This window comes from Oceaniglobus ichthyenteri, assembly GCF_003057885.1.
Lineage (GTDB): Bacteria > Pseudomonadota > Alphaproteobacteria > Rhodobacterales > Rhodobacteraceae > Oceaniglobus > Oceaniglobus ichthyenteri.
The window spans coordinates 112,926-138,245 of the sequence record NZ_QAGK01000005.1 but is presented as its reverse complement, the minus strand read 5'-3'; the positions used below and the strand labels follow the sequence as shown (position 1 = coordinate 138,245).

Annotated in this window: 24 protein-coding genes; 15 read left to right on the top strand and 9 right to left on the bottom strand. The window is 58.8% G+C overall.

Translation table 11 applies throughout. The annotated features are described in order from the left end of the window. The first annotated feature begins 75 nt into the window (after positions 1–75). The 5 genes from C8265_RS09470 (at position 76) to C8265_RS09450 (ending at position 6,825) form a co-directional block, all read left to right on the top strand. Positions 76–2,127: a hydantoinase/oxoprolinase family protein gene (locus tag C8265_RS09470; protein WP_108483763.1), complete on the top strand. Its 2,052-nt coding sequence runs from the start codon at positions 76–78 to the stop codon at positions 2,125–2,127. Next, on the top strand, positions 2,124–3,755 hold the full coding sequence (locus tag C8265_RS09465; RefSeq protein WP_108483762.1) for a hydantoinase B/oxoprolinase family protein: 1,632 nt from the start codon (positions 2,124–2,126) through the stop codon (positions 3,753–3,755). The genes C8265_RS09470 and C8265_RS09465 overlap by 4 nt, the downstream gene beginning before the upstream one ends. Positions 3,756–3,896: 141 nt before the next feature. After that, positions 3,897–4,472 (top strand): TRAP transporter small permease subunit, encoded by a 576-nt coding sequence (locus tag C8265_RS09460; RefSeq protein WP_108483761.1) that lies wholly within the window; start codon positions 3,897–3,899, stop codon positions 4,470–4,472. Next, positions 4,469–5,767 carry a TRAP transporter large permease gene (locus C8265_RS09455; protein ID WP_108483760.1) on the top strand — a complete coding sequence of 433 codons (1,299 nt, stop codon included), beginning with the start codon at positions 4,469–4,471 and terminating at the stop codon, positions 5,765–5,767. Before C8265_RS09460 ends, C8265_RS09455 begins: the two co-directional genes overlap by 4 nt. Before the next feature lie 23 nt (positions 5,768–5,790). After that, positions 5,791–6,825 (top strand): TRAP transporter substrate-binding protein, encoded by a 1,035-nt coding sequence (locus C8265_RS09450; RefSeq protein WP_108483759.1) that lies wholly within the window; start codon positions 5,791–5,793, stop codon positions 6,823–6,825. A 46-nt stretch (positions 6,826–6,871) separates the two neighbouring features. Here C8265_RS09450 and C8265_RS09445 read toward each other — a convergent pair whose 3' ends face one another. From C8265_RS09445 to tsaD, 3 genes are read right to left on the bottom strand one after another with little or no spacing between them, the layout of a single operon-like run. Continuing rightward, the gene (locus C8265_RS09445) at positions 6,872–7,291 is read right to left on the bottom strand and encodes an EVE domain-containing protein (protein ID WP_108483758.1); all 420 of its coding nucleotides are present in this window, start codon (positions 7,289–7,291) and stop codon (positions 6,872–6,874) included. After that, positions 7,291–7,563 carry a YciI family protein gene (locus tag C8265_RS09440; protein ID WP_108483757.1) on the bottom strand — a complete coding sequence of 91 codons (273 nt, stop codon included), beginning with the start codon at positions 7,561–7,563 and terminating at the stop codon, positions 7,291–7,293. The genes C8265_RS09445 and C8265_RS09440 overlap by 1 nt, the downstream gene beginning before the upstream one ends. A gap of 21 nt (positions 7,564–7,584) precedes the next feature. Beyond that, complete coding sequence (tsaD, locus tag C8265_RS09435; protein WP_108483756.1) at positions 7,585–8,673, bottom strand: tRNA (adenosine(37)-N6)-threonylcarbamoyltransferase complex transferase subunit TsaD; 1,089 nt, start codon at positions 8,671–8,673, stop codon at positions 7,585–7,587. Between the two features lie 74 nt (positions 8,674–8,747). On the opposite strand from tsaD, the gene C8265_RS09430 reads away from it, so the two are divergent. The 9 genes from C8265_RS09430 (at position 8,748) to C8265_RS09385 (ending at position 20,196) form a co-directional block, all read left to right on the top strand. Beyond that, the gene (locus C8265_RS09430) at positions 8,748–9,482 is read left to right on the top strand and encodes a uroporphyrinogen-III synthase (protein WP_108483755.1); all 735 of its coding nucleotides are present in this window, start codon (positions 8,748–8,750) and stop codon (positions 9,480–9,482) included. Between the two features lie 59 nt (positions 9,483–9,541). After that, positions 9,542–11,095: a COG4223 family protein gene (locus tag C8265_RS09425; RefSeq protein WP_126623161.1), complete on the top strand. Its 1,554-nt coding sequence runs from the start codon at positions 9,542–9,544 to the stop codon at positions 11,093–11,095. Between the two features lie 11 nt (positions 11,096–11,106). Continuing rightward, the gene (locus tag C8265_RS09420) at positions 11,107–12,615 is read left to right on the top strand and encodes a heme biosynthesis protein HemY (RefSeq protein WP_108483753.1); all 1,509 of its coding nucleotides are present in this window, start codon (positions 11,107–11,109) and stop codon (positions 12,613–12,615) included. Positions 12,616–13,049: 434 nt separating this feature from the next. Next, entirely contained in the window at positions 13,050–13,943 is an 894-nt protein-coding gene (galU, locus tag C8265_RS09410) for a UTP--glucose-1-phosphate uridylyltransferase GalU (protein WP_108483751.1), read from the top strand. An 11-nt stretch (positions 13,944–13,954) separates the two neighbouring features. Beyond that, complete coding sequence (gene galE / locus C8265_RS09405) at positions 13,955–14,938, top strand: UDP-glucose 4-epimerase GalE (protein WP_108483750.1); 984 nt, start codon at positions 13,955–13,957, stop codon at positions 14,936–14,938. Further along, the gene (locus tag C8265_RS09400) at positions 14,928–15,965 is read left to right on the top strand and encodes a glycosyltransferase family 2 protein (protein WP_108483905.1); all 1,038 of its coding nucleotides are present in this window, start codon (positions 14,928–14,930) and stop codon (positions 15,963–15,965) included. The genes galE and C8265_RS09400 overlap by 11 nt, the downstream gene beginning before the upstream one ends. Before the next feature lie 158 nt (positions 15,966–16,123). Then, positions 16,124–17,086: a glycosyltransferase family 2 protein gene (locus tag C8265_RS09395; RefSeq protein WP_206050322.1), complete on the top strand. Its 963-nt coding sequence runs from the start codon at positions 16,124–16,126 to the stop codon at positions 17,084–17,086. Beyond that, positions 17,083–18,780 carry a DUF5927 domain-containing protein gene (locus C8265_RS09390; protein ID WP_206050318.1) on the top strand — a complete coding sequence of 566 codons (1,698 nt, stop codon included), beginning with the start codon at positions 17,083–17,085 and terminating at the stop codon, positions 18,778–18,780. Before C8265_RS09395 ends, C8265_RS09390 begins: the two co-directional genes overlap by 4 nt. Continuing rightward, the gene (locus C8265_RS09385) at positions 18,781–20,196 is read left to right on the top strand and encodes a nodulation protein NodH (RefSeq protein WP_108483748.1); all 1,416 of its coding nucleotides are present in this window, start codon (positions 18,781–18,783) and stop codon (positions 20,194–20,196) included. Here C8265_RS09385 and C8265_RS09380 read toward each other — a convergent pair. The 6 genes from C8265_RS09380 to C8265_RS09355 form a co-directional block, all read right to left on the bottom strand. Beyond that, the gene (locus C8265_RS09380) at positions 20,184–20,648 is read right to left on the bottom strand and encodes a PTS sugar transporter subunit IIA (RefSeq protein ID WP_108483747.1); all 465 of its coding nucleotides are present in this window, start codon (positions 20,646–20,648) and stop codon (positions 20,184–20,186) included. The genes C8265_RS09385 and C8265_RS09380 overlap by 13 nt on opposite strands. Before the next feature lie 48 nt (positions 20,649–20,696). After that, entirely contained in the window at positions 20,697–21,272 is a 576-nt protein-coding gene (gene hpf, locus C8265_RS09375; RefSeq protein WP_108483746.1) for a ribosome hibernation-promoting factor, HPF/YfiA family, read from the bottom strand. A gap of 222 nt (positions 21,273–21,494) precedes the next feature. Beyond that, positions 21,495–22,253 carry an LPS export ABC transporter ATP-binding protein gene (lptB, locus tag C8265_RS09370; protein WP_108483745.1) on the bottom strand — a complete coding sequence of 253 codons (759 nt, stop codon included), beginning with the start codon at positions 22,251–22,253 and terminating at the stop codon, positions 21,495–21,497. After that, the gene (locus C8265_RS09365) at positions 22,253–22,741 is read right to left on the bottom strand and encodes an LptA/OstA family protein (protein ID WP_108483744.1); all 489 of its coding nucleotides are present in this window, start codon (positions 22,739–22,741) and stop codon (positions 22,253–22,255) included. Before C8265_RS09365 ends, lptB begins: the two co-directional genes overlap by 1 nt. Continuing rightward, a complete protein-coding gene (locus C8265_RS09360; protein WP_108483743.1) occupies positions 22,738–23,373 on the bottom strand; it encodes a hypothetical protein in 636 nt (211 codons plus the stop codon). The genes C8265_RS09365 and C8265_RS09360 overlap by 4 nt, the downstream gene beginning before the upstream one ends. 79 nt (positions 23,374–23,452) lie before the next feature. After that, on the bottom strand, positions 23,453–24,064 hold the full coding sequence (locus C8265_RS09355) for a ribonuclease D (RefSeq protein WP_108483742.1): 612 nt from the start codon (positions 24,062–24,064) through the stop codon (positions 23,453–23,455). Between the two features lie 192 nt (positions 24,065–24,256). Here C8265_RS09355 and C8265_RS09350 point away from each other — a divergent pair, with 192 nt between their 5' ends. Then, positions 24,257–25,279 carry an aspartate-semialdehyde dehydrogenase gene (locus C8265_RS09350; protein WP_108483741.1) on the top strand — a complete coding sequence of 341 codons (1,023 nt, stop codon included), beginning with the start codon at positions 24,257–24,259 and terminating at the stop codon, positions 25,277–25,279. Positions 25,280–25,320 lie beyond the last annotated feature (41 nt).

Sequence of the window (25,320 nt, the reverse complement as noted above, 5' to 3'; positions counted from 1 at the left end):
ATTTTCGATTTGTCTTGATGCCGGTCTTGCGCAATTGTCGATGAAACTGCTCTTTACAGGATCATCCGTTCCATCATGGCAAAGCCCCGCATCACCATTGCCGTCGACATTGGCGGCACGTTCACGGATCTTGAATTTCGCGATGCCAGCACAGGCGCGGCGCACAGCCTCAAATCCCCCACCACGCCCGATGATCCCGCGCGCGGTCTGACCGATGCCATCGCCCTGGCCGGGGCGCGGTTTGGCTTTACCACCGCCGATATCGGTTTGATCCTGCATGGCACCACCATCGCCACCAACGCCGTGCTAACCCGCGATCTGCCCCCCGGTGCGTTGATCACCACCGCGGGGTTTGAAGATGTGTTGGAAATCGGCCGCCATGCCCGGAGCGATATTTACGCCCTGCGCGGGCCAGATCGCACACCGCTGATCCCGCGCCGCCACCGGTTTGGCGCACCGGGCCGGATCGGGGCCGCAGGCGAAGTGGTGCGTGATATCGATCTGCCCATGCTGGATGCGGTGATTGAACAGGTGGCAACCTCGGGCGCACAGACCACGGCGATTTGCCTGTTGAATGCTTTTGCAAATCCGGCCCACGAAATCGCCATTCGTGATCGTCTTTTGGCCCGGTGCCCCGATATGGCGGTGTCGTGCAGCCATCAGGTTTCGCCTGAAATCCGCGAATTTGAACGCACCGCCACCACGGTTCTGAACGCCCTGCTGGTGCCGGTCATCGCGCGCTACGTCACCGCCCTGCGCGCCCGTTTGATCGAGGCCGAGATCACCGCGCCGGTTTACCTGATACAATCCAACGGCGGTGCGATTGGGTTAGACGCGGCAGTGCAGGCCCCGGTCAAACTGTTGCTTTCTGGCCCCTCGGGCGGGGTGTTGGCAGCGCAAAAATTGGCGCAGATGCTTGATACCCCCGATGTGGTGGGTGTGGACATGGGCGGCACCAGTTATGATGTGGCGGTCGTGGCCGGGGGCGAACGCACCATCGTCACCCAAGGCGAAATCGACGGTCTGCCGGTGCGCGTGCCGATGGTTGAAATGCACACCATCGGCGCGGGGGGCGGCAGCATCGCCTTTGTCGATCCATCAGGCCGGTTGCAGGTGGGGCCACGCAGTGCGGGCGCTGTGCCCGGCCCGGTGTGTTACGGGCGTGGCGGCGTTGAACCCACGGTGACCGACGTGAACCTGATCCTGGGCCGGTTGGATGCGGCCACGTTTCTGGGCGGGCGGTTCGCGCTGGATCTGGACGGCGCGCGGGCGGCACTGCGCGATAGGATCGAAACGCCCCTGTCCCTGACTCCCGATCATGCGGCGGCGGGTATATTGGCGGTGGTTAACGCAAAACTCGCCGCCTCGATCAAGTTTTCTCTGTTCGCCAAAGGTTTGGATCCGCGCGATTTCGCCTTGATGAGCTTTGGGGGGGCCGGCGGTTTGCACGCCTGTGAGGTGGCCGATGAACTGGGCATCACCCAGGTGATCTTCCCCCGTGATCCATCGACATTTTCCGCCCATGGCATCCTGTCTTCCGACATCCAACACGATCTGTCGCGAACCGAGATTTTGCCCCTGACGCCGGGTAGTTTGCCCGCGATCAACGCGATCGCCGATAGCTTGCGCAGCCAGGGTGGCGCGCTGCTTGATGCCGATCATTTGCCCGATGACAAACGGGTTCTCAACCTCACCGCCGATCTGCGCTATCGCGGGCAGGCGTTTGAATTGATGGTGGCGGTGCCCGACGGGGCGATTACCGATGTAACCCTGACCACCCTGCGGGAAAGGTTTGAGGATCAGCACCGCCAACGGTTTTCCTTTGATGATCCGGCTGAGGCGGTTGAAATCGTCACACTGCGGCTGATCGCCATCGGCATTTTGGAGCAAGGGGCGCGGCCCGCCGCCTATGCGCCGAGCGAAACAGCGGCCCAAAACCATCGCCCGGTGCATATGGATGGCGCCTGGCACGTCACGCCGGTGCATCGCCAATTGGCCCTGGCAGTGGGGGAAACCCTGTCCGGTCCGGCGATTATCGAACAGGAATATACCACGCTGCTGTTGCCCGCTGCCTGGACATTAACCATGACTGTTAGCGGCGACATGACTGTAAGGAAACGCGTATGAGCCGCCCTGATCCCGTTCTGCTTGAAATCGTATCGGCCGCGCTTGTGTCGGTGGCCGAGGAAATGTCGGTCACGGTGTGGCGCACCTCGCGCAGTACCACGGTGCGCGAATTGCTCGATTATTCCACCGCCGTGTTCGATGGCCAGGGGCGCAACGTGGCACAGGCGGCGCGGATGCCGGTGCACCTGAATTCGATGGAACTGTGTCTGCATCACATTGCCGCCCATCATATTCCGCTGGACGATTGGCGCGATGGCGATGTGATTGTGACGAATGATCCCTATTCCGGGGGGCAACACCTGCCTGATTTCATTGCGTTCAAGCCGGTGTTCAAAAATGGCGAACGCATCGCGATTACCTGTGTTCTGATTCACCATGTGGATGTGGGCGGCGGGGCGGCGGGAGGATATAACGCCAAAGCGGTTGAGGTGTTTCAAGAGGGGCTGCGCCTGCCGCCCGTGCGGATCGTGCGCGGTGGGATGATGCAGGACGATCTGTTCAACACGATCCTGCACAATGTGCGTGAACCCGAAACATTTCGCGGTGATTTCCTGTCACAAATCGCGGCCCTTGACGTGGGCGCGCGCGCCATGCTGCGCCTGGCGGACCGGTATGGCGTTGGTGCGCTGAATGATATCGGCAGCGCGCTGCTTGATCATGCCGAACACGAAATGCGCGCCGCCCTGTCGGCCCTGCCCGATGGCACCTATCACGCCGAAGATTTCGTCGATGGTGACGGGATTGAACCGGGGCAAAAGCGTATCTCGGTGGCGCTGACCATCAGCGGCAGCGATATCGCACTAGATTTCAGCGGCACCTCGGATCAGGCCAAAGGGCCGATCAATGCCACCATGGCCACCACCACATCTGCCGTATATTACGCCGTCATCGCCGCATGCGGGGTAACGGCCACGGTGAATGCGGGGTGTTACCGCCCGATTACCGTTACCGCGCCGGATGGCTGTCTGGTCAACGCGGCCTTTCCCGCGCCGGTGGCGATGCGGATGTTGCCCGGCCACAAAATCGCCACCGCCGTATTGCGCGCCTTTGCCCAAGTGTTGCCCGATGACATTCCGGCCTCCTATTACGGCACCACGTTCAATCACGCGGTAAACATCCGTCATGCCGACGGGCGGCGGCAGGTCTATTTCGATAGCGAACTGGGCGGTTGGGGCGCGCACCCGGATCAAGACGGGCCAAACGGGCTGGCCGCCGGATTTCACAACGGCCAGAACACGCCGGTTGAAATGATCGAGGCGCTGTTTCCCCTGCGGTTCACCCAATACGGACTGGCCCCCGGATCGGGGGGTGCGGGCAAAACCCGCGGTGGCCTGGGCATTGTGCGCGAATGGGAGTTTTTGGCCGAAGACGGATTGTTAAACAGCGCCTTTGATGCGTTTGAGTCGCTGCCTTACGGCCTGAATGGCGGTCAGCCCGGGCAGGGCGGCAGCCTGTCTGTCACCCGTGATGGGCAAACGACCCAACTGTTGTCAAAAACCATCGGCCATCCGTTGCGCCCCGGCGATATCGTGCGGATGCAAACCCCCGGCGGCGGCGGTCACGGTGATCCGACCCAGCGTGACCCAGATGTCGCAAAGCAGGACCGGAGCGATGGTTATGTACGCTAACCCCCGGGGCTTTGCCCCGGACCCCAGGATATTTATGGAAACAGAAATGGGGTTTGGTTTTTTCTTGCTGAAAATATCCCCGCCGGAGGCATTGAAAACTTTTTATGCTACGGAATATCCAAAGCGCACGGAGGGAGATGTATGACCGAGCCTCTTGCCCAACGGATGTCACGCTGGCTGGCCTGGGTGGCGGGCGCGGTGATCTTGTTTGGTTGTGCTGTTCCGATCACCATTGACGTGGCGTCGCGGTTTTTCTTCAATCGCTCGGCCGTCGAGAGTTTTGAGATTTCGGGCTATGGACTGGCCGCCTGTATCGGTTTGGGTCTGGCGTTCACCGTCACCACCAAGGCGCATATTCGGGTTGATTTTTTGGTCGCCAAGCTGCCGTTCCCCTTGCGCGCGATGTGCGATTTGGCGGCGGCAGTCGCGTTGGCCGTGGTTGCGGCGGCGCTGGCCTGGTTTGCCTGGGGTACGTTGGCGCAATCCTGGGCCATGGGCGCGCGATCCATGTCGCATTTGCAGATCCCGATTGTGATCCCTCAAGGGCTATGGTGGATTGGGCTGTTCTGGTTTGCCTGTATGGCCGTTCTGGCCCCGGTTCAGGCGGTGTTGCGCCTGATCAGAGGCGACCGCGCCGGGTTTGAAGCGGCCATCGGCAGTGCCGATCTTGACGCCGAAATCGACGAGGCGGTTCACGCGGCAAAGGACAGGCCATGATCCTGACCGCCTTTGTTCTGCTTCTTGTGATGCTCTTGTTCAGTCTGCCGGTGGCGGCGGTTCTGGCGATTACCGGTTATATCCTGTCGGAAAAATATGCGTTCTTTCCGATGACCGGAGCGGCGGGGGAATTGGCCTGGAACAGTTCCGAGGATTTTATCCTGATTGCCGCGCCGATGTTTATCATGATGGGCGAATTGATGCATCGGTCGGGCGTGTCGGGGCGGCTGTTCAACGCTTTGAACCCATGGTTTGCCCGCCTGCCGGGGCGGCTGATGCATACCAACATCGCCTCATCCGCTGTCTTTGCCGCCACATCCGGGTCAAGCATTGCAACGGCGGCCACCATTGGCACCGTGGCAATTCCGAATATGGACCAGGGGGGGTACAACCGGCCTTTGTTCCTGGGGTCGATTGCGGCGGGGGGCACGTTGGGCATTTTGATCCCGCCCAGCATCAACATGATTATCTATGCGGTGCTGACCGATACATCGGTGGCCGATCTGTATGCCGCCGGGTTTATCCCCGGTTTCATGTTGGCCACTTTGTTTTCCGGCATCGTTTTGATCCTGGTTTTGATGCGCCCGCACTGGGGCGGCACGGAAATTCCGGCCAAATCTCTATGGCCTGATCGGATCAGGGGGCTGCCGCATTTGATCCCGCCTTTGGGGCTGTTTTTCATCGTTGTGGGCAGTATCTATGCCGGGCTTGCCACCCCGACCGAAGCGGCGGCGCTCGGTCTGATCGCGACGGTGGGGTTGGTGGCGCTGAACGGGAAACTGACCCTGCCGGTGATGTTGGCCGCGTTTGAAGGCACGGTCAGAACCACCTGCATGATCATGCTGATCGTGATTGCGGCGTTTTTTCTGAACTTTGTGATGGTGAGCATTGGATTGGTTCAGGCGATTACCGATGCGGTGCTGTCTTTGGGTTGGTCGCCCTTGGGGATGCTGTTTGCGATCATTGTGTTTTATCTGCTTTTGGGGTGTTTCATGGAAACCCTTTCGATGATGATTGCGACCACCCCAATCATCGTGCCGGTGATTGTTGAACTGGGCTATTCTCCGGTTTGGTGGGGCGTCGTGTTTGTGATTTTGATCGAGGCGGCGCTGATCACCCCGCCGGTGGGGATGAACCTGTATGTGGTGCAGGCGGTGCGCAAGGGGGGCGGTGCGTTTACCGACCTGTTCAAGGGTGCGGCGCCGTTTCTTGTGGCGATGCTGCTGATGATCGTTTTGCTGATCGCGTTTCCATCGCTTGCGCTTTGGCTGCCAACCATCGTTAATCCAAAATAAATCAATAACAGGGAGAAAGAGTAATGAAACATCTTATGACAACGTCCATCGCCGCGCTTATCGCGCTGCCTGTGGCGGCGCAGGATATGCCTGCGACTGAATTCAATGTGGTCGGCTCCATCGGCAGCCTGTCGATGTATACCGATAAGGAATTGCCGTTCTGGACCGAACAGGTGCCAAGCGAAACCGATGGCAAAATCACCGCCAATGTCAAACCCTTCACCGAACTGGGGTTCAAGGGCGGCGAAATCTTCCGTTTGGTCAGCAATGGCACGTTGCAAATGGCCACCACGGTTTTGGCCTATAATTCCGGTGAGGTGCCGCGCAACGAGGCGACCGATCTGGTGGGCGTTCTGGAATCCGTTGAACAACTGGCCGAAGTGGTTGAGGCGTGGCGTCCGTCCTATGCGGCGTTCCTGGAATCTGAACATAACATCAAATTGCTGGGCTTTGGCACCTATCAGGCGCAGGTGATCTATTGCCGCGATGAGTTCAGCGCATTGGCCGATCTTGAGGGGCGCAAGGTGCGGGCATCGGGCGCGTCGCAACAGGCGTTTGTGTCGCATTTGGGCGGCTCGCCCCTGTCCATCGCCTTTGCCGAGGTGCAGCCGGCGCTGTCATCGGGCGTGGTGGATTGCGCGATTACCGGTGCGCTGTCGGGGTATAAGGCCAAGTGGCACGAGTCGGCGAATTTCATCTCGCCCATGCCGGTGAATTTTGGCCTGGCGGCGCAATTGGCCAATCTGGATTGGTGGAATGGTCTGGATGCGTCGGTTCAGGAGTATCTGACCACCGGCTTGCGCGGTCTGGAGGATTCGATCTTTGAACTGGCCGCCACCGAAACCGAAACCGGTCTGGCCTGTAACACATCGGGCCCCTGCCCCGAGGGTGAACCGGCCGGCATGACATTGGTGCCGCTGAGCGATGCCGACAAGACATTGCGCGCCGAAGCGGTGAAATCCGCGATCCTGCCCGCCTTTGCAGAACGCTGTGGCGATGACTGCGTCAGCGCGTGGAATGACACGATTGGGGCCAAACTGGGCGTGATGATCGAATGATTTTGGGGCGGCGGGTTCGGCCCGCCGCCTTTCGCGATTTCGCGCACTAGGCGGTATATCCGCCCAATTCGCACACCACCGCCCATTCTGCATCGCTGACCGGTTGCACCGACAGGCGGGGGTTATTGACCAGTGCCATATCGGAAAGACGCGGATCGTCTTTGCACATGTCCAGCGTGACGGGGGTGGGGAATGGTGCGATGGCTTTGATATCCACACAGTCCCACCGGTCATCGTCGGCTGTGCTGTCGGGGTGGGCCTCGGCGATCACCTCAACCACGCCGACCACGGCCTTTTCCGTTTGCGAATGGTAAAAGAACGCCAAATCGCCCACCGCCATATCGCGCATGAAATTGCGGGCCTGGTAATTGCGCACGCCGTCCCATTCTTCGCCCGCGTCGCCCTTGGCCACCTGCATATCCCAGGACCATTCCGAAGGTTCGGATTTGAACAGCCAGTAGCGCATCAGCCGATCACCTGATTCCAGGCGATCAGCTCAACCGATTGAAACAGCCCCGCCTTGCCATATGGGTCGGCGGCGGCCCAGCTTTCGGCCTCGGCCATGTCGGCGACGTTCAGAATAATCAGCGATCCGCACATTTCACCGTTATCATCCAATAACGGGCCGGCCCGTTCCACGGCCGAGGATGATTTAAGATAGGCAACGTGATCGGGGCGGTTATCGGTGCGCAGTTGCAAGGCACCGGGTTTGTCTTTTGCAATCAAGGCCACGCGCATGGGCGATTCTCCTAAAATGTGTCAGGCTTTCGCGCCTTTCTTCCCACTGCCTAGCATGGGGCGGGCGGTTGTATCCAGAGGCCAGCGGGGGCGCGCGGCCAGGGTCATGTCATCAAACAGGCCCAGGCGATACCGCTCGATCCCGGCCCAGGCGATCATTGCGGCGTTATCGGTGCATAATGCCAAAGGCGGGGCGAGAAACCGCAGCCCCATGTCGGCGCACAGGGTTTGCAATCCGGCGCGAATGGCGCTGTTGGCGGCCACACCCCCGGCCACGGCAAACACCGGCTGTTCGGGCGCCAGAGCCATATAGGCATCAATCGCCCGGCGCGATTTGGCGATCAGCACATCGCGCACCGCCGCCTGAAACCCGGCGCACAGATCGGCGCGGTCCTGACGGTGCAGCGCGCCATCCACCATCACCTTGTCCCGTTCACGCAGAAGGGCGGTTTTCAACCCGGAAAACGACATATCCATATCGGCCCGATCCAACAAAGGGCGTGGAAAGACAAAGCGTGCGGGGTTTCCCAGTTCTGCGGCCTGTTGCACCGCCGGGCCGCCCGGTTGTGCCAAGCCCAACAATTTGGCGGTTTTATCGAAGGCCTCGCCGGGGGCATCATCGATCGTGCCACCCAGACGGGTGAATCTGGTGGCCGAATGGACCAACAGAAATTGGCAATGCCCGCCCGACACCAACAGCATCAGATAGGGAAACGCCACGCCATCGGTCAGGCGCGGCGTCAGCGCGTGACCGGCCAGATGATTGACCCCGATCAAAGGCAGGTTCGCACCCGCGCACAGCCCCTTGGCGCACATCACCCCCGACAGCACACCGCCCACCAACCCCGGCCCGGCGGTCACCGCCACCGCGTCGCAATCGGCCAGGGTGATGCCGGCGATGTCCAACGCCTGTTCGATGGTATGATCCAGCTTTTCGGCATGGGCGCGCGCGGCGATTTCGGGCACGACGCCGCCAAAATCGGCATGCAGTGCGGTTTGCCCGGCCACCACCGATGACAGGATGTCAGCCGTGCCCGTTTCGTGGCGCACCACGGCGGCGGCGGTATCGTCACAACTGCTTTCGATCCCAAGTAGGGTAAGGGGGGGCATGGCGGCTCCGGTTGTCAGATCGTGCGCCCGCAGCTATCACCCACAGGTGGCCCAAACAAGCAGGAGCACGGCGCATGGCCGAATCGACGTTATTGTTGACCCGCCCCCAGGCGCAATCCTTGGGGTTTGCCGAAACCTGCCGCGCGGCGGGATGGACCGGGCCAATCGTGACGTCTCCGATTTTGGAAATCGTGCCGCGCCCGATGCCAAACCGTCCCGCGCCCGGCACCACATTGATCTTTACCTCGGTTAACGGGGTGGAGCAGGCCACCGCCCAACACGATTTGGCCGGATTTCATGCCTTTGCCGTGGGCGATACCACCGCAAAAGCGGCGCAAGAGGCGGGCATGACCTGTGTGTCGGCCAATGGCGATTTCCGCGACTTATTGGCGCTGTTGGCCCGGCACGATACCGGCCCCCTGCTGCATCTGCGCGGCACCCATAGTGCGGGCGATTTAACCAGCGCGCTGGCGGAAATGGGCCGCGAGGCTGTGGAATGGGTGGTGTATGATCAGGTCGCGCAGCCGTTGAACGGTGCCGCGCGCCGCCTGTTGGCCGCACCGGGGCCTGTTGTTTTGCCGCTGTTTTCGCCCCGTTCGGCGCGCCTGCTTTCGGCGGCTGTGGGGGAAACGGCGGCGCCTTTGTCGCTGATCGCCATCAGTCAGGCCGCGGCCGATGCATGGCGCGGCAACGGCACGATGTGCGTGGTTGCCGACCCGACGGGCAAAGCCATGCTGGCCGCGATTGTGGCGCAATTCGATCAGGGCGCGCATGGTTCTGGCCTTGTTGATGGGGAACCAAAAAGCTAAGTTAGGCTTAGTTAGGAAGGGTCGGCCGGTCTGGCCCATCAACGAAAGGTGCGGTGCGCGTGGCTAAATCGAAGAAACCCAGAACCACCCGGTCTCAATCTGCGAAGGCAGCAGACAAGACAACGGAGAACACCGATCTGGATACGGATGCGGCAAAAACCGACATATCCGATGATGCCACCGGCGCAAACACCGAACCCGTTGAATCCCCCCCTGAAGATGCCATCATCATGGGGCCGCCCGACGATGAGGCGGACGAAAACGCAGGGCAAACCGATGTGCCGGTCGATCTTGAAAAGCCGCAGGATGTGCCCGATCCCGGGGCCGACAGCCTGACTGGTGCCGATGATGGTGGCGATTCCATCCTGCCACCAGAGGAAAATTCCGACCCCGACAGTTTGCACAGCGCCGCTGATGACACTTCGGTCACACCCGATACATCCCCCGAGGCAGACAACACCGCCCCCGGCACAACGCCGATGTTGGCCCCGGTTCCGGTTGAACAGCCGCGAATCGCCCGTGGGCCGGGGTTTTTGACCCTGCTGATTGGTGGCGCTCTTGCCGGGGCAATCGGGTTTTTCGCTTCGGAATATGACGTGTTCAACCAGGGCGGCGAAGATCCGGTTGCCGCGCTTGAGGCACGATTGAACGATCAGGCCGCCCAATTGGAACAGGCCAGCGCACAGGCATCGGATGCTGCGGCAACGGCCGCCGCGGCGCCCACACCCGATGACATCGCCGCGCTTCGCGAAGAAATTGCCAATCTGCCCGCAGGTGAGGGTGGAGCCGATCCGGCGCTGGGCGACCGGCTGAGCGAGGTTGAAACCTGGCTTGATAATCTGTCGGCGCAGGTGGCCGGGTTGCCCGATCAGGCAGGCGGCACCGATGAGGCGGCGTTGAGCGCGCTGGAAGACCAGATCGCCACCGCCCGTCAGGACATCGAAGCGCAATTCGCCGCCCGCCAACAAGAGGTGGAAGCCGAGCTTGCGACGATTCAAGAGCAATATCAGACGCAGCTTGCCGCCCTTGAGCAAAAGATCGACGCCCAAAGTGGCGCCATCGCCGACGCCACATCCGCTGCCGACGCGGCCCGTGAATCGGCCGCATCCGAAACCCGCCGGATCACCGTTCGCGCGGCGCTGATTCAGATCAACGCGGCCATCGACAGTGGTGAGCCGTTTATCGAATCGACCTCGGCACTGGAAACCGCAGGCAATGTCGATGTGCCGCCTGCCTTGCTTGAAAATGCCGAAACCGGCGTTGCCACATTGGCCGAATTGCAAAACAGTTACCCACCTGCGGCGCGCGCGGCACTTGGCGTATCGATCCGCGAAACCAGCGGGGGTGGCGCGTTGGATCGCTTCGGTGCGTTTGTCCGGTCGCAAACCGGGGCGCGATCATTGGATGCCCGCGATGGCGACGATCCGGATGCGGTATTGTCGCGGGCCGAGGCGGCGTTGAAATCGGGCGATGTTCAGGGCGCGTTGGATCAGTTGAACGATCTGCCCGAGGCAGGGCGCGATGTGATGGCCGACTGGTCTGCCCGTGCCAACGCCCGGCTTGCCGCCTCTGCCGCTCTGGCCGACCTTTCCGCCACAACGAACAGCAACTAAGGACGATATGAATGCTTTGGTCTCTTCTTAAAATCGTCCTGTTTATCTGCGTTGTCGCCGGTTTGGCGCTGGGTGCGGGTCAACTTATGGAAACCGATGGCAGCGTGCTTGTTTCCATCGCCAATGTCGAATTCACCCTTGGCCCGTTGCAATTGGCGATTGCGGCGCTGCTGCTGTTATTGACGGTCTGGATCATTCTGAAACTGGTCAGCTTTCTTGTGGCGCTGATCCGGTTTTTGAATGGTGATGAAACCGCCATGTCGCGGTATTTTGACCGTAATCGCGAACGCAAAGGGTTTCAGGCGCTGTCTGATGGCATCATGGCCCTGGCATCCGGTGAGGGTAAATTGGCCATGGCCAAGGCGGCAAGGGCCGAAAAATATCTGCGCCGCCCCGAACTGACCAATCTGATCAAGGCACAGGCGGCCGAAATGGTGGGTGACAAACGCAAGGCCGAAGAGGTTTACAAGGCCCTTCTGGTGCATGATCGCACCCGTTTTGTCGGGGTGCGCGGGCTGATGAAACAAAAACTGGCCGAGGGCGATACAGACACCGCGCTGAAACTGGCGGAAAAGGCATTTGCCCTGAAACCGAAACACAGCGAAACCCAAGATGTTCTGTTACAACTGCAGGCGGGCCATGCCGATTGGGCCGGCGCGCGCAAAACGCTGGGTGCCAAGCTGAAAACAGGCACCCTGCCGCGCGATGTTCACAAGCGCCGCGATGCAGTTTTGGCCCTGTCCGAAGCGCGCGAAATTCTGGAAGACGGGAAAAGCGTGCGCGCCCGTGAGGCCGCGATCGAGGCGAACCGCCTGTCACCCGCGCTTATTCCGGCGGCGGCGATGGCGGCGCGAAGCTATATCGAAAACGATCAGCCCCGCTATGCCACCCGCGTACTGCGCAAGGCATGGGAGGCCCAGCCGCACCCGGAACTGGCCGCTGCCTTTGCCGAGATTGACCCGAATGAATCCAGCACAGCCCGGATCAAACGGTTCAACACCCTGACCCGGATCAAACCGGATCATCCCGAAACACGGATGTTGTTGGCCGAACTTTATATCGCCGACGAGGATTTCCCGGCGGCGCGGCGTGCCTTGGGCGATCTGGCCACCACCGAACCCACCGCCCGGTCTGTCACCATCATGGCGGCAATCGAACGGGGCGAGGGCGCGGATGATGCCATTGTCCGCGGCTGGCTGACCCGCGCCGTATCGGTATCGCGCGGCCCGCAATGGGTGTGCGAGAATTGCCAGACTGTACATTCGTCATGGGTGCCGGTGTGTCAGGGCTGCGGCGCATTCGATACGCTGGCCTGGAGCGTGCCGAAATCGGGCGAAATGGTAATGCCCACCAGCACTGAGATGCTGCCGTTGATCGTGGGGCAAATCGCGAAAGAGCCCGAGGTTTCAGAGGCCGAGGTGTCCAAAAACAGCACGCCCCCCGAAGCAGAGCCGGAAGACGCCGAGATCGTACCCGAACCGGAAACACAGGACGGCGTGACACTGTCCAAGACCACCTAGCATTCAGTTGCCTGGCACATTGTGTCAGGCAACTGGTATCATCGGATCACCTGGTGTTTTTTCGGCAAACGGCAGTTGATGAACCGTGTATAGAAACCGCGCGGGGGGATTTGTCTGAACAGATCGTGCGCGCCGGATCGCGGCTGAGATTTTTCGGCTGTCAGAAATGGCCAAATTCAACTTGGCCGATTTCCGCCTGCGGACGGGCGGTGCATGTGCCGCGCGCGACGGTGTTGCAAGGTACCTAAATGTCGATTTAGACGCAAACAGGGGTATTGTGCCGCCCTTTCAGTGCGAAAAGCATCAATAATCAGAAATTTACCGGTTTCGCCGGATGGTTTACTTGTGGTCATGCTGTATCTGTTCACTGCTGTTCATCCGATTTTTCTTGCGCTATTAAGATAGAAATCAGTTTTTACGTACAAGGAGCCGACATGAGGCGCAAAGTTACAAAAGCGGTCTTTCCTGTTGCAGGTTTGGGAACGCGGTTTTTGCCGGCGACGAAATCAATACCCAAGGAAATCATGACATTGGTGGATCGTCCGCTGATCCAGTACGCAATTGACGAAGCCCGCGCCGCAGGCATCAAGGAATTCATTTTTGTCACCTCGCGTGGGAAATCCGCGCTTGAGGATTATTTTGATCATGCCCCCGAATTAGAGGCCGCGTTGCGTCAGAAAGGCAAAGACGATTTGCTGGATGCGATGAAGGACACGATCATGGACAGTGGTGCCATTGCCTATATCCGGCAGCACAAACCCTTGGGCCTCGGCCATGCGGTGTGGTGCGCGCGGCGCCTGATCGGGGATGAGCCGTTTGCGGTAATTTTGCCGGACGATGTGATCGCGGCCGAGAAACCCTGTCTGCAGCAAATGGTCGAATCCTATGAGGAGACCGGCGGCAATATGGTTGCCGCGATGGAAGTGGCACCAGAAAAAACATCGTCTTACGGCGTGCTGGATGTGGCCGAAGACCTGGGATCGCTCGTGCGGGTGAAAGGCATGGTTGAAAAGCCCAAACAGGAAGACGCGCCCAGCAATCTGGCTGTGATCGGCCGCTATATCCTGACGCCCAATATCCTGAAAACATTGAACAAGATGAAATCCGGGGCCGGCGGCGAAATTCAGTTGACCGATGCCATCGCCCAAGAAATCGTTGCAGGCGGCGATGTTTTTGGTCTGCGCTTTCGGGGGCAACGGTTTGATTGTGGCTCAAAGGCGGGTTTCTTGCAGGCCACGGTTGCCTTTGGCCTGTCGCGCCCTGATTTGCGGGATGAGTTTTCGACCTATATCAACGAACTTGTGACCAGCCAGAAAGCCGCGCAGTAAGGCAAATTTGCATGCAGAGAATTCTTGTCACGGGTGGCGCGGGATATATCGGGTCGCACGCCTGCAAGGCGCTGGCCGCCGCAGGGTACGAACCGGTGTGTTTCGACAATCTGAGTACGGGGTTTGCCGCGGCGGCAAAATTCGGCCCGTTTGAACAGGGTGATTTGCTGGACCGGGGCCGTCTTGATGCGGTTTTTGCGAAATACGCTCCGGTTGCTGTCATGCATTTTGCCGCATTTTCCGATGTGGGTGAGGCAACGCGCGACCCCGGAAAATACTGGCGCAACAATGTTTCGGGGTCATTGAACCTGATCGAGGCGGCGTTGGATGCCGGATGCCGCAACATCGTATTTTCATCGACATGCGCCACCTATGGTGATCAGGATGGCGTGACGCTGGACGAGAGCTGTGTTCAGGCGCCGTTGAATGCCTATGGGGCAAGCAAGCGCGCGATCGAAGACATGTTGATCGACTTTTCCAACAGCCACGGTTTGAACCACGTTATATTCCGGTATTTCAACGTCGCCGGAGCCGACCCCGATGGCGAGATTGGGGAAAATCACCAACCTGAAACCCATCTTATCCCGTTGATGTTGCATGCAATTCAGGGCAAGCGCGCGGCGCTGACCGTGCATGGCACGGATTATGACACGCCCGATGGCACCTGTATCCGTGATTATGTGCATGTGTGTGATTTGGTCGATGCGCATGTTCTGGGTCTGCAGTGGCTCGAGGCGGGCAAAGGCAACCGGGTGTTCAATCTGGGCACTGGCACCGGATTTTCCGTGCGCGAGGTTGTGGCGCATTCCGCCAGTGTGACCAACCGCGCGGTGCCGGTTGTTGATGGACCGCGCCGCATTGGCGATGCCACCGCTCTGGTCTCGGGCAGCACCCGGGCAAAGGCCGAATTGGGCTGGACGCCGAAACGATCAGACTTGGAAACCATGATCGCGGATGCATGGCGTTGGCATGAATCACCAGGGTATGACGAATAGCGCGCTTTATCTAGCATGGCGCGCCTATCGGTTGCGGTGGAGGCGGCGGTATCTGCTTGGCCGCGCCATTCGAAAACGCAAACAGCTTGTGGCGCTGTGTGATCGGACCAAAACGATAAATTCCGGTGATATTCTGCTGTTTTGCACCGTGCGAAACGAAGCGTTACGCCTGCCGTATTTCATTCAGCATCACCGCGATCTGGGGGTTGATCATTTCCTGTTCGTGGACAATGACAGCACCGATGGCACCGCCGATCTGTTGACGCGCCAACCCGATGCCTCGGTCTGGCAGACCACCGGAAGTTATAAAAAATCGCGTTTTGGAATGGATTGGCTGGGCTGGCTGCAGTTGCGCCATGGTCATGGGCATTGGTGCCTGACATTGGACGCAGATGAGATTTTGATCATCCCGCACCAGCATGCCGGGCGGCTGCCACACCTGACCCGCTGGTTGGATCAACACGGCTGGCACAGTTTCCGCACCTTGATGATTGATCTCTATCCCAAGGGGCCGGTGCGCGATGCAACCTATGTTGCAGGCCAGAATCCGGCAGATGCGATACCGTATTTCGATGCCGATAATTTCACCCACCACCCCCGCCCCGAATTGCAAACCCTGTTGACCCGAGGCGGGGTGCGCGCGCGCCATTTCTTCCAATCGGCACCGCACCGCGCGCCGACCATGAACAAGACGCCATTGGTCAAATGGCACCGGCGTTATTCCTATCTGGATTCAACGCATTCCTTGCTGCCCCCAAGGTTGAACCGGTCCTATCCTGAACCGGGGTTTGATCGCCCCACTGGGGCCCTGTTACACACCAAATTTCTGAACACGATTGTCGAGAAATCCGCCGAAGAAAAGCAACGCCAAGAGCATTTTTCAAACAGCGCCCTGTATGATGATTACTATGACGGGTTGATCGCCAACCCCGATTTGTGGGCGCCGCATGCACAGCGCTATGTCTCGTGGCAACAGCTTGAAAAGCTTGGGCTGTTGACCCGTGGCGCGTGGGATCATGTTGATTAGCCATGCCGTGTAAGTTACGCTTTTTCAGGCCGGAAAAAGCCATAAACAGGGTTAACCCGGCGTTCACCGGCGCGGGCTAGGGTGCTATTGGCGGTTAAAGGGTATTTGTGGGCGTCGTTGAATCATATCGGCTGAGATGGCGGCGGCGCGTGGCCTTGATGCGGGCGTGGCGCAAGCGGCGGCAGTTGACCTCGGTGCAAAACCGCACGGCGCAGATTGCCGGTAACGATACTCTGTTATTTTCCACCCTGCGCAACGAGCGCATTCGCCTGCCCTATTTTCTTGAATATTACCGCGCCTTGGGCATCAACCATTTCCTGATCGTCGATAACGGATCGGATGACGGCACCGGGGAATATCTGGCCAAACAGCCCGACGTTTCGCTGTGGTACACCACCCGCAGTTATCGCAAATCGCGGTTCGGGCTGGATTGGATGAACCACCTTCTTGCCCGCTATGGCCATCGCCATTGGACGTTGACCGTGGATGTAGATGAATTTTTCGTCTATCCATTCTGTGAAACGCGCCCGATTGCCGCGCTGACCGATTGGTTGGATGCCTCGGCTGTCAGATCTTTTGGCACGATGATGTTGGATATGTATCCCAAGGGGCCGCTGTCACAGCATAGCTATGAAGAGGGGCAGAACCCGATCGACATCGCCAATTGGTTCGATTCCGGAAACTATACGATCAGCAAAAACAGCGCGCTGGGCAATCTGTGGATTCAGGGTGGCCCAAGATCGCGATTCTTTTTGCCCGATCAGCCGAAAAAGGCACCGGCGCTGAACAAGACGCCACTGGTCAAATGGAACCGGCATTATGCCTATATCAGCTCCACTCACATGCTTTTGCCGCGCGGATTGAACAAGGTATATGACGAAGACGGGGGTGAAAAAACCTCGGGAGTTCTGCTGCACGCCAAATTTTTGAACACCCTCGGCCAAAAGGCCCAGGAAGAGGTGAAGCGCCGCGAACATTTTGCCAATGGCGCGGAATATCAGGCATATCATGATAAATTGCGCGAAACCGATCCCGATCTGTGGTGCAATTGGAGCGAGAAATACATCAACTGGCGCCAGTTAGAGATTTTGGGCCTGATGTCCAAGGGAAATTGGGCGTGACCGTCGGGTTTGTCATGATGTGTCACGATGCGTTGGATCGTGCGGCGCAGGTGGCGATTCATTGGGCAAAGGCCGGATGCCCGGTTGTTATTCACGTGGATAAACGGGTGGAGTCGGCGCGCTATGATGGTCTGGTGCGGGATGTGTCGCCCTATCCGGCGGTGCAATTTTGCAAACGTCACGCCTGTGAATGGGGCACCTGGTCATTGGTTGAGGCCTCCCAAACCGGGGCAGAAATGATGCTGCGCAGATTTCCACAGGTCGGGCATGTCTATCTGGCTTCGGGGTCCTGCCTGCCATTGCGCCCCATTGCCGAATTGTCGGCCTATCTGGCGGCGCGTCCGGGCATAAACTTTATCGAAAGCGTGACGACACAGGATGTGCCGTGGACGGTGGGCGGGCTTGACCATGAACGTTTCACGCTGCGGTTTCCGTTCTCGTGGAAACGCCATCGGCGGTTGTTTGATGCCTATGTCAATCTGCAGCGCCATGTAAAATTGAAACGCCGCATTCCGGCGGGGATCAGCCCGCATATGGGGTCGCAATGGTGGTGCCTGACCCGTCAGACCCTGGGCGCGATTCTGGAAAGCCCGCGGCGGGATGAATTTGATGCTTATTTCAAACGGGTCTGGATTCCCGATGAAAGCTATTACCAAACCCTGGTGCGGCTTTATTCGGATCAGGTGGAAAGCCGGTCCTTGACCCTGTCCAAGTTTGATTATCAGGGCAAACCGCACATCTTTTATGATGATCATCTGCAACTTTTGCGCCGCTCTGATTGCTTCATGGCGCGCAAGATCTGGCCGGGGGCCGCGCGGCTGTATGGCACGTTTCTGTCCGATACCCTGGCCAGCGAAAACCGCGCCGAGCCGAATCCGGGCAAGATTGACCGTGTTTTCGCCAAGGCGATCGAGCGGCGCACGCGGGGGCGCGCCGGGCTGTACATGGCCAGCCGGTTTCCCAAAAACGGCTGGGAAAACGGCAAAACCTGCGCGCCTTACTCCGTGTTTCAGGGATTCGGTGATCTGTTTCAGGATTTCGGCCCCTGGCTGCACAAGGCCACAGGTGCACGGGTGCATGGGCATTTGTTTGCCTCCGAGCGGGCGCATTTTGCCGACAATTACAAAATCTATGCCGGGGCCTTGCCCGACACCGCCGCTCTGCGTGATTATAACCCCCGTGCTTTTTTGACCAATCTGGTGTGGAATACACGGGGCGAACGGCAATGTTTTCTGTTTGGCCCCCGTGACAAACAGAAAATTGCCGAGTTTCTGATTGATGATCCGAATGCGTCGATTTCGGTGATCACCGGGGCCTGGGCCGTGCCGCTGTTTCGGTCGCGCCGCGATTTTTCCGATCTGCGCCGGGCTGCGGCGCGTTTGCAACAGGTTGAGGCCCAACAATTGGCCAGGCTGCGCCATATCCACACCAAGGCGCGCGTGCGGATCTGGAGTATGGCGGATTTTGTCGATGCCCCGGTTGAACCGTTGCAATCGATCATTGATGAGATCGGCGCGCGCGCAAACCGGCGGTTGAGCACCGCGCCGCAAATGCATGATCTGACCGGATTTGGCCAGTTTTTGCAGAATCTGAAAAACCAAGGGATGCAGCCGTATCTGATGGGCGATTTTCCCACAGGCGATGTGTCCGAAACCCAAACGCCCGTGCGGCGTAAACCTTATTTGGTGCGTTAGATGGCCCGATTTGACAGCTTTATCCTGCTTGCGGAAATGCGGACGGGGTCGAATTTTCTGGAAGATACATTAAACTCGGTCACGGGTCTGAAATGTTGGGGCGAAGCATTCAACCCCCATTTCATCAGCCATGCGGGCAAGACCGAACAGGCGGGCATCACCATCGCCGCGCGCGAGGCCGATCCGTTACAATTGCTGCGTGCGATCCGGGACAAGACAGAAGGCATCGCCGGATTTCGGTTTTTTCACGACCATGATCCCCGGATTCTGTCACATTGCCTGACGGAATCGCGCTGTGCCAAGGTCGTGCTGACCCGCAATCCGTTGGACAGCTATGTTTCATTGGAAATCGCCCGGCTGACCGGCCAATGGCGCCTTGGCGATCTGAAGGCGGCGAAAACCGCCAAGATCACCTTTGATCCTGTTGGTTTTTCGCGCCACCTGTCGAAATTACAGGGCTTTCAGCAGGATTTGACGCGTCATTTGCAGGTGTCCGGGCAGACCGCGTTTTATATCCGGTACGATGATATCAACGATGTCGAAATTCTGAACGGCCTCTTGGCCTATCTGGGGGTGTCTGACCGCCTTGATGGGACAAGCGGCAAAACCAAGGTGCAAAATCCCAGCCCGCTTAGGGATAAGGTGCTGAATTATGATGATATGGTGGCCCATCTGGCCGGGCATGATCATTTCGATCTGGGCCGCACCCCCAATTTTGAACAGCGGCGCGGCCCCAATATCCCCGGCTTCATCTTTGCCGCACAAAGCCCGCTGGTGTATTTGCCGATTCGCGGTGGGGCGATGGCGCGGGTTGAATCGTGGTTTGCCCGGCTTGATGGCGCCCCGGCCGTCACACCGGAAATGACACAAAAAGATTTGCGCAAATGGAAACGGAAAAACCCAGATCACCGCAGTTTCACGGTGATCGAACACCCCGTGGCGCGGATTCACGACACCTTTGCGCGCCATATCTGGCCGGTTGATCAGGACGGATATGGCGATCTGCGGACCACATTGCGCGACCGCTATAACGTGCCGCTGCCCGATGACGGGGTCGGGGAGACACCGGCGTATCGCGCCGCGTTTCTGGCGTTTTTGAAATTTGTCAAAGGCAACCTGGGCGGTCAGACCAGCATTCGCAATGATCCCGCCTGGGCCACCCAATCGGGCCTTGTGCAGGGCATGGCACAATTCATGTCACCGGATATGATTATCCGCGATACCCAGTTGTCTCAGGGCCTGTCGGCGGTGTCAGGCCAAATCGGCATGTCTGCGCCCGATGCGCCCGAGCCTGAATTGGGCCTGCTGCCGGAAATCTACGATTCAGAAATCGAAGCCGCAGTGCGCGATGTCTATCAACGGGATTATATGATGTTCGGTTATCGCACCTGGGGCGATCAGGCTCACGCCGCCTGACTGCGCGCTGTTTCGGTCAGCATGGCATGAAGAACGGCGGGGTCATCATTGGCGCGCAGTTTCGTGCATAAATCGGTGTTGCGCAGGGTGCGTGCCACCAATGCCAACGCCTTGAGGTGTTCAACCCCCGCGTTGCTGGGCGCAAACAGCGCAAAAATCAGATCGACAGGTTTGTGATCGACGGCATCAAATTGCATGCCCCGCTCCAGCCGGATGAACAGGCCACACACCTTTTTGGCCTGGTCCAGCCGGGCGTGGGGCAAGGCAATGCCATGCCCCACTGCGGTGGGCCCAAGGGTTTCACGATCCATCAACGCCTCTATGGTGCGATTGGCGGAAAGGCCATAAACCGTATGGGCCAATTCGCCCAACTCCTGGAACAGCCGTTTTTTGCTGGTCATTGTGCCAACAGAACGAACGGCCTGTGGGGAAAGAAGCGTTGAAACCTGCATGTCGTCCTAACGTCCAATGGGCCCCAAAGTCAGGCGGAGACCAAGGTTTTACACCGTTTTAGGATCAATCCACCCAATGTTGCCGTCTTCACGGCGATACACGATGTTGACCTCGGCGCTTTGTTTTTCATTGCGGAACACCAAAACCGGTGCGCCCGCCAGCTCCATCTGCATCACCGCTTCGCCCACACTGAGCCGCGGAATTTTCGTTTCCATTTCGGCGATGATCATGGGGGCCAGGCTATCAGGCTCGTCCATTTCTTCGCTGTCACTTGCCGCAAGGATATACGAGGAAGCCCCGGAAAGTTCAACAGGCTGTGACCGGTCCTTGTGATGGTCTTTCAACCGGCGCTTGTAACGGCGCAGTTGTTTATCCATCTTTTCTGCGGCGCTGTCGAAACTGCCGTAAATTTCGGTGCCCCGCCCCCGTGCCTGAACCGTCAGGCCGGTCGACAAATGCACCACGGATTCGCAGATAAATTCATGACCATCCTTTGAAAACACCACCAGGGCATCGGTCGGACGGCCCGGGTACTTTGCGATCATGGCATCGATCTCGGTACGCACATGGGTTTGCAAGGCTTCGCCGATATCGATTTGTTTGCCGCTAATTTGGTACTGCATTACATCTCCTGTGGTGCTGGAAAAGGGACGCGTGGGGCGACGGCGGGGCCGGGCACCGCACGCTGGGTCGTGAACGTTGATGATCAGAAATCGGCTCCGGAACCCCGGCCAATTGGCGTATATGCATTCGGGCGAAGGTTACGGGTATCTCTGTCATCGCCCCATTTGGCGCCTCAAGATCGCGATTTGTCAATCCAAACCAACCCACAACCTGGCCGAGTGTCAGGAAATGCGAAACCCCTGGCCCAAATAGACGCGCCGCACATTTTCATCGCGCACCACTTCGTCACTGGTGCCGCTCATCAATACCTGACCGTCGTGCAGGATATAGGCACGGTCAACGATCCCCAAGGTTTCGCGCACGTTATGGTCGGTGATCAAAACGCCGATGCCGCGGTTTTTCAGATCGCCGACCAATCCGCGGATTTCCGCCACGGCAATCGGATCAACCCCGGCAAAGGGTTCGTCGAGCAGCACATAGGACGGGTTTGCCGCCAGACAGCGCGCAATTTCGGCGCGTCGCCGTTCGCCACCCGACAGGGCCGGTGCCGGAGTGTGGCGCAGATGGGTGATCGAAAACTCGCTCAGCAATTCCTCTAATCGGTCGCGGCGGGTGCTGCGATCCTTGGTGCTGATTTCCAGAATGGCAAGAATGTTGTCTTCGACACTCATGCCGCGAAAAATCGACATCTCTTGTGGCAAATACCCGATGCCCAGCTTGGCGCGGCGATACATCGGCAGGGTCGTGACCTCGCGCCCGTCAATGATGACCTGGCCGCCTTCGGGCTGTACCAATCCGGCGATGCAATAAAACACCGTGCTTTTGCCCGATCCGTTCGGCCCGAGCAGCGCGACAACCTCGCCCCGCGCCAAATCCAGCGTGACATCGCGGATCACCAGCCGTTTGCGATAGCTTTTGCGCAGATTGCGGATTTGCAGGCCCGTACCGCTGGCCGCCAGTCTTAACTTTGGGTCAGTCATCAGTTGCCGCCGGTCTGAAACACCGTGCGCACACGGCCCTCTAGGATGCCGGTGCCGGCAGCCAGATTGATCGTCAGAGTATTGGATGACAGGGCGTTCTGACCTTGGGTCAGCAACACATCGCCGGTCATCACGACGGTGCCCTTGTCGATGGAATATATCGCCTCGCGGGCCTCGGCCGCCTCGGCACCATTAACCAGGGTGACGCCGCCGGTGGCGCGCATTTCCGAAATTTGTCCGGCCCCACCCGGCGCATATACCACCCGCACCGCACCCGCACTCAGCCGCATTTCGCCCTGGGTAATCAGAACATTGCCGGAAAATTCTGCCGATCCGTCGGCCTGATCAATCGACAGGCTGTCGGACGCCACCTCGACGGGTTGCGATGTATCGTGTTTCAGCCCGCCAAAGGCAATGTTGGTGCCTTGGGCCAGAGCTGGCGCCCCGCACAGCATCAGTAATGTGGCCAGTGTTGCGATCCGCGTCATTGCCCGCCTCCCTGCGTTGCATTGGGTTGGTATATCAGGCGAACGCCTTGGTTGAAAACAAGAACATAGGATGGCCCGTCCTCGGCGCTGCCGGGGGCCGGATGCTGCTTTAGCTGCATTTGCCCGGCATTCAGTTGCCCCATCGGGCCTTGGGCCGAAATTTCGCCTTCGCTGAACACGTCCGTGATATCGAGGCGCGCAGATACGCCTTGGGTTTCAATGGCATAACCGGTCGAGGTGAGAATCTTTACGCCGTCGGTCAGATCCGCCTGCTGTCGCCCGGTATCAACCAGGCCGGTGCCTGCGGTCAGATCCAGAATGCCACCGTCGCGGGTTTCCAGCCGCAGGCGCAATTGTTCGGCACTGACGGAATCGGTTGTTTCGGGGCGTGCGCTTGTGGCGGCCATCGTGATTGCGGTGCCATCGCGGGTGACGCCGGAATAATCAGGCCGGTCAATGCGCTGTTCGCGCAAGATCGCCGCCACCTCAACTTCGGAATAGGGGATCGCGCGGGTCGGGTCGGCCTTTTTTGAAACCAGAAACAGGGTCGAAAGGATGGCCAGCGCGGTCAGCGGCAGGATCACCTTGAGCCAGGCAACCAGCCGGGAATATCTGTTGTCAAACCGTGCCACGCCACTTGCCCATCTGTTACCGCCTGTAATCTAGGGCCAAGTCAACGCGCGCAAAAGGGGGTGCGCGATTTTCCGCAGCTTAGTGGGAAAAGATATCCTGATCCGGCCATCCGTTCAGATCCAATTGCGCCCGCATCGGCAGGAAATCAAAACAGGCCTGGGCCATGTCGCCCCGGCCTTCGCGGGCCAGACGTTTATCCAGTTCCTTGCGCAATGCATGCAGATACAGCACATCAGACGCGGCATAATCCAACTGTGCTGGCGTCAGTTTGGCCGCGCCCCAATCGCTTTGTTGTTGATATTTCGAAATGTCGACCTGTAACAATTCCTGCAAAAGATATTTCAGCCCGTGCCGGTCCGTATAGGTGCGCACCAGTTTGCTGGCGATCTTGGTGCAATATACCGGCGCCGTGACCACGCCGAATGCATTCAGCAACGCCGCGATATCAAAGCGGCCAAAATGAAACAGCTTCAACACATCGCGATTGGTCAGCATCGCGCACAGGTTTGGCGCGGCATCCTGGCCCGGCGTGACCTGCACCATATGGGCATTGCCATCGCCCCCCGACATCTGAATCAGGCACAGCCGGTCACGGTGCGGATTCAGCCCCATGGTTTCACAATCAATGGCCACGACAGGCCCCAGATTCAGCCCATCGGGAAGATCGTTCTGATACAGATGATTGGCCATGGCGGCGCCCCTTTCCTGTTGGCCCTGTCATAAGCCGCCCTGCCACGCCGCGCAATCGCAAGGCGCGCAAATCTGTGCCGGACCCATCTGAAACGCAAATGTCGCAGGCCACAAATCGCCATGCGCGCGCCCTTTCCCTTGGCCTCTACCTGGGCTATCAAACGCCGTCCTGCGATCTTGAGGAGTCCCACCATGGGTTATAAAATCGTCGTCGTCGGTGCCACGGGCAATGTGGGCCGAGAAATGCTGAGTATTCTGGCGGAACGTCAGTTTCCCGTCGAAAAGATTGCGGCACTTGCGTCGCGCAAATCCTTGGGCACCGAGGTCAGCTTTGGCGACAAAACCCTCAAGACCCAAGATCTGGATACGTTTGATTTTACCGGTTGGGACATGGCGCTGTTTGCCATCGGATCGGACGCAACCAAGCAATATGCGCCCAAGGCGGCCAAGGCCGGATGTGTGGTGATCGACAACTCATCGCTGTATCGCTACGATTCGGAAATCCCGCTGATCGTGCCCGAAGTGAACCCAGACGCGATCACGATGGTTTCAAACAAGAACATCATCGCCAACCCCAATTGTTCGACCGCGCAGATGGTTGTGGCGCTAAAGCCGCTGCATGATCGCGCGCGGATCAAACGGGTTGTGGTTTCGACCTATCAATCGGTTTCCGGTGCCGGCAAGGATGGCATTGACGAGCTGTGGGATCAGACCAAGAGCATTTATAATCCGGTCGATGACAAGCCGGCGAAAAAGTTCACCAAGCAGATCGCGTTCAACGTGATTCCGCATATCGACGCGTTCATGGATTCCGGCGACACCAAAGAAGAATGGAAAATGGTTGCGGAAACCAAAAAGATCATGGATACCAAGATCAAGGTCACGGCCACCTGTGTGCGCGTGCCGGTTTTCGTTGGCCATTCCGAAGCGATCAACATCGAATTCGAAGATTTCCTGGACGAGGACGAAGCGCGCGACATTCTGCGCGAATCCCCCGGCATCATGGTTGTCGATAAACGCGAAGATGGCGGATATATCACCCCGATCGAATGTGTCGGTGATTTCGCCACCTATATTTCGCGTATCCGTCAGGATACGACCGTCGAAAACGGCCTGAACCTGTGGTGTGTGTCTGACAACCTGCGCAAGGGCGCGGCCCTGAATGCGGTGCAGATTGCCGAACTTCTGGGCAATCGCGTGTTGAAAAAGGGCTAAGCGCCCGCGCCGCGATGTGCGGCGCATCACGGCCCCCTCGC